Source organism: Candidatus Acidiferrales bacterium (assembly GCA_036514995.1).
GTDB lineage: Bacteria > Acidobacteriota > Terriglobia > Acidiferrales > DATBWB01 > DATBWB01.
Genome location: DATBWB010000112.1, coordinates 1 through 4,822 on the forward strand (window position 1 = coordinate 1; position 4,822 = coordinate 4,822).

Annotated in this window: 5 protein-coding genes; all 5 read left to right on the forward strand. The window is 63.1% G+C overall.

All coding sequences use genetic code 11. The features are described from left to right. Positions 1–291, forward strand: a 291-nt coding sequence (locus tag VIH17_07955) for a hypothetical protein (protein ID HEY4683167.1), incomplete at its 5' end; no start/stop codon positions are given. A 273-nt stretch (positions 292–564) separates the two neighbouring features. Continuing rightward, a complete protein-coding gene (locus VIH17_07960) occupies positions 565–1,527 on the forward strand; it encodes a hypothetical protein (protein ID HEY4683168.1) in 963 nt (320 codons plus the stop codon). Further along, the gene (locus VIH17_07965) at positions 1,524–2,423 is read left to right on the forward strand and encodes a CPBP family intramembrane glutamic endopeptidase (GenBank protein HEY4683169.1); all 900 of its coding nucleotides are present in this window, start codon (positions 1,524–1,526) and stop codon (positions 2,421–2,423) included. The genes VIH17_07960 and VIH17_07965 overlap by 4 nt, the downstream gene beginning before the upstream one ends. Positions 2,424–2,511: 88 nt before the next feature. Then, positions 2,512–3,585: an S-methyl-5-thioribose-1-phosphate isomerase gene (gene mtnA, locus VIH17_07970; GenBank protein ID HEY4683170.1), complete on the forward strand. Its 1,074-nt coding sequence runs from the start codon at positions 2,512–2,514 to the stop codon at positions 3,583–3,585. A gap of 31 nt (positions 3,586–3,616) precedes the next feature. Beyond that, a complete protein-coding gene (locus tag VIH17_07975) occupies positions 3,617–4,636 on the forward strand; it encodes an SDR family oxidoreductase (protein ID HEY4683171.1) in 1,020 nt (339 codons plus the stop codon). Positions 4,637–4,822 lie beyond the last annotated feature (186 nt).

Genomic DNA, 4,822 nt, shown 5'->3' on the forward strand with positions numbered 1-4,822 from the left:
GACGTCAAGAAATTGCTCGACGTGCTCGCCCGGCTCGCCGACCTGGGCAACACCGTCATCATCATCGAACACCACCTCGACGTCATCAAGCAGGGCGACTGGATCATTGACCTCGGGCCTGAAGGCGGCGAGGCCGGCGGCCGGCTAGTCACGCAAGGAACCCCTGAGCAGGTCGCCCGCAACAAAAAGTCCTACACCGGCCAAGCCCTCGCCCGCGTCCTCAATGGCCCCAACGGCTCCGGCACGCACAGGAATTCCAAAATTACGGGTGCCCCATCCATCGCTGTTTGATGGGTAGGGTGTTGTTCTCCTGAAGAAACGCGGCTTTCTATTCCTATGAACCCCACCCTCGCTCCCTCGGCTCCGCTCGGGACAGGTTCGCGAGGATGGGCCACCCGCCAGGTGTAACGGATGTCCTGATAACCGGTGTAACGAATGTCTTGACACCCAACAACTGAAGCTTGCCCCTACACACCCAACTACCTACCCTTGCGCAGAGTGACCATCTCCATTTAGAGTGCTGCGGGTGCCCCATCCAGCGTTTTGTGCTGGGTGGGGAAGCGCATGAGCATCTACGACATCGGGCCGATTAGCCTGGAGAAGGTTCGCACCTATCCGCTCGGGAAGCGCAAGAGCAAGGTGAACGTGCGGGATTTTGCCCGGCCGCTTAGCCAAGGAGCGTCGGTGCGGGCATTTCTCGAATCGTTACCCCGCATCCTGGCCGGCGAAGACCTGCGTGCCCTAGTGGCGGCAATCCGGCGAGCGCGCGCTCGCCGCAAGGCGATTCTCTGGGGCATTGGCGGGCATGTTATCAAGGTGGGTCTCGCGCCGGTGCTGATTGATCTGCTCCGCCGCGGCTACGTCACCGGAATCGCCATGAACGGCGCGGCGCTGGTGCACGACTTCGAAATTGCGCTCGTGGGCAACACCTCGGAAGAGGTTGAAGCCGTGCTCGGCCGCGGCAAGTTCGGCATGGCCGAAGAAACCGGGCTTTATCTCAACGAAATCGCCGTAGGCGCGGCGCGCAGCGGCATCGGCCTGGGCGAGGCGGCGGGCAAGCTCCTCACGAATCCGCGGCTCCGTACGAAATACCCTGACAAAAGCGTGCTTATCGCCGCCTACCGCGCGCGCGTGCCGGTAACCGTGCATCTCGCCATCGGCACAGACACGCCGCATATGCATCGCTCGGCCGATGGCGCCGCGCTCGGCGCCGCCACCCATCACGACTTCCGCCTCTTCTGCGCGCTGGTGAAACAGATGCATCCCGGCGGTGTCTATCTGAACTGGGGCTCGGCGGTGGTCTTGCCGGAAGTTTTCCTGAAAGCCGTGTCGGTGGCGCGTAATCTGGGCACGCCCTTGCGCAACATCACCACCGCCAATTTCGATTTCATCCAGCACTACCGGCCGATGCGGAACGTGGTCGAGCGCCCGGTGGCTGGCGGGGCCGGCCGCGGCTTCTCTTTCACCGGCCATCATGAAATTCTTCTGCCGCTTTTGGCTGCCGCCATCCTGGAGCGTGCCCGTTGAGCGATTTCCATTCAGGGCGAGCCTTCGGGTCGAGCCCGCCTCCCGCCCCCACCGAATCCGCCGGGGGCGAATCGCCCAAGTCGGGGCCAGCAAGCCCCGCCGGCACCGGGGCAAGCTGGACTCCCCCGGAGGTCTTCTCCGCTCCGGTGCACCCCCGGCGCGATCCTCCCTGGGGTGTGTATGGCGTCGTGGGATTCGGCATTTTCTTCCTGCTGGCGTTGATCCTCATTTCCGCCCTTGGGTTCGGCATCTACGCCCTTCGACATGGGATTCGCGATGCGGCCACGTTGCAGAAGGCGGTGGCCCACAATGCCTTTTTGCTCATCCCCATCCAAGCCATCGTTTATGCGCTCAGCCTTGGTTTCCTCTACGTGAATGTGCGGCTTTATCACGGGGTTGAATTCTGGAAATCCATCCGCTGGAACTCTTTGCCCGGCCGGTTGGCCCAGCGCTATCTCTCGCTTGGATGTCTCGCCGCGGTCGCGATTCAGGTTGCTTCCGGGCTGGCGGCGCCCAAAAAGAAGTTGCCGATCGATGAGCTGCTCTCCAGCCCGGGCGCGATCTATCTCCTGGCGGCCTTCGGCATCCTGGTGGCGCCTTTTGTCGAGGAGGTGGTCTTCCGCGGTTATCTTTATCCCGTGCTGGCGCGCGCTTGGGGCACGAGCGCGGGCATCTTGGCGACCGCCCTTCTCTTTGCCGCCATTCACGCGCAGCAGCTCTGGGGCGGCTGGGCGCAGATCGCTCTCATCCTGCTGGTCGGGTTGATCCTGACTTACGTGCGCGCCCGCACCGGCTCGGTGCTGGCGAGTTATCTGGTCCACTTGAGTTACAACTTGACCGTTTTTCTCTTGATCTGGGTCGTGACCGATTTCTTCCGCAAACTTCCGATGAAGTAAACGAGCAGCATGGTTGTGGGTCGCTGGTCACTGGTCGCTGGTCACGGCTCCCGGATCACGATTCAGGATAGAATAGAATGCACAAGTGATGCTTACGACGATGACCCAACCGATTGAGTGGACCAACGCCGGCGTGCGCATGCTTGACCAGCGGCGGCTGCCCGCTGAGGTCGTCTATCACACTTATACCCACTACCGAGAAGTTGCCCAGGCCATCAAGGAGATGGTGATCCGCGGCGCGCCGGCCATCGGCATTGCCGCCGCCATGGGTGTAGCCCTCGGCGTCGAAACCTCGCCGGCGCAAGACCTGGCGCAACTCGAAAACGAATTTGCCGCCATCTCGAAGGTGATGGCCGAGACGCGCCCCACGGCGGTGAATCTCTTCTGGGCCATCGAGCGCATGAAGCGGCGTTTTGCCGAATTAAAAGCGGCCCAGGGAACGCCCGAAGAAAAACTTGCCGCGATCCGGCGCGGGCTGGTGGAAGAAGCCAAGCGAATCCACGCGGAAGAACGGGCGCTGGAGGAGGCGATGGCCCGGCATGGCGCGCCGCTCATGCCGCAGTCCGGCGTGGTGCTGACGCAGTGCAACACCGGGCCGCTGGCTACCGGCGGCATCGGCACCGCCCTCGGCATCATCCTCACCGCCGTCGCAGAAGGAAAGCAATTGCGCGTGCTGGTTCCGGAGACGCGGCCCTATCTTCAGGGGGCGCGACTCACTGCCTGGGAACTGAAGCAGGCGGGCGTCCCGCAAACCCTCATCACCGACAACATGATCGGCCATTTCATGAGGACAGGCCAGGTCGGCTGCGTCATCACCGGCGCCGACCGCATCGCCGCGAACGGCGACACCGCGAACAAGATCGGCACCTATCCCATGGCCGTCCTTGCCAGGGAACACGGCGTGCCGTTTTATGTCGCGGCGCCCCTTTCCACGCTCGACCCCTCCATTCCCTCGGGCGATCAGATTCCGATCGAGCAGCGCGCCGCCCGCGAGGTCACCCATATCCGCGATGTGCCGATTGCCCCGGAAGGCGTGCCGGCGGCCAATCCCGCCTTTGACATCACCCCGGCGCGATTCATCGCCGCCGTCATCACCGAGCGCGGCGTGGCCCGAGCGCCATATGAGAAAAGCTTGCGGAAATTGCTCGAGTCCACTGCTTGAGTCTAATGCCAAGTAGCTTGGGAGCTTCCTTGTGACGAAGGTGCTCGTTACCGGCGCCACCGGTTTTGTCGGCTACCACATCACCAGGCAGCTTGCTGAGCTGGGCCAGCAGGTGCGCGCGCTTGTCCGGCGGCCGGAACGCGCGAAAATTCTCGCGCCCTTCGGCGTTGACCTGCGCCCGGGCGACGTCACTGACCCGGCTTCCGTGCGCGCGGCCATGGAGGGCGTCGAGACGGTCTTTCACACGGCTGCCTGGGTCGGCTTCTGGCGCACCGGGGGCGGCCGGATGGATGCCGTGAATGTCGAGGGTACTCGCCATGTCCTCATGGCCGCGCGCCATGCCGGCGTCAAAAACTTTCTCCATGTCAGCAGCGTGGCCGCGGTCGGCCAAAGCCTCGACGGCAAGCCCGCCGATGAAAGCAATCCCTGGCTCGAAGAATGGGAAGAGGTGAACTACGTCCGCACCAAGCGTCGCGCCGAGGAACTCGTTCTCGGCTTCGCCAAAGAGAATCCAGCCTCATCACCCATGAAGGTCATCGCGGTCAATCCCACAATCATTCTAGGCGCGCCCGACCATCACGTCTCCGGCGGCGGGCGCATGGTCTTGAATTCCCTTCAGGGCAAAGTACCGGGAACGATCGATTGGGTGGCGAGCTTTGTGGACGTTCGCGACGTGGCGGCGGCTTCGATTGCGGCGATCGACCGGGGCCGCAGCGGGGAGCGATACATCCTTTCAGCGGAAGCGATGCCGCTGCCCCGGTTCTACGGCCTGGTGGCGGAAATGGCCGGCATGAAGCCGCCGCGGTTTCGTTTGCCGCGATGGTTTGCCTACGCTTTTGCTCTGCTCGAAGAGATGCGGGGCGCCGTCACGCGGCGCTCGCCCGCCCTTACCCGGGAAATGCTCCGGCACACCACTCATCCGGCTTGCTATTCGAGCGCCAAGGCTCGCCGCGAGCTGGGCTTCTCGCCCCGGCCACTCGGGGAAACGATTGCCGATACGGTCGCATGGTTCCGGAGCTACCTTCCGGAACGACGCCACCAAGACTTGTAGCGGCGGGCTTTTAGACCGGCAGGGCACGAAACCAGTCGTGCCCGGCTGAAGAGTCCGTGTGAAAACTCACGTTTCTCGTCAGGGCACGACTTTAGTCGTGCCGTAAGTCGAGTAATTTCAATAAACCTTCAGCGGCTTGAGCCGCTGAAGATGGCCCAAGTCGGGGTTGTCACACAGACTCTGAAG

Bases quoted from the DNA above. Each gene is read 5' to 3' on its own strand.
- VIH17_07960 (HEY4683168.1), top strand. From the start codon at position 565: ATGAGCATCTACGACATCGGGCCGATTAGCCTGGAGAAGGTTCGCACC.
- mtnA (HEY4683170.1), top strand. From the start codon at position 2,512: ATGCTTACGACGATGACCCAACCGATTGAGTGGACCAACGCCGGCGTG.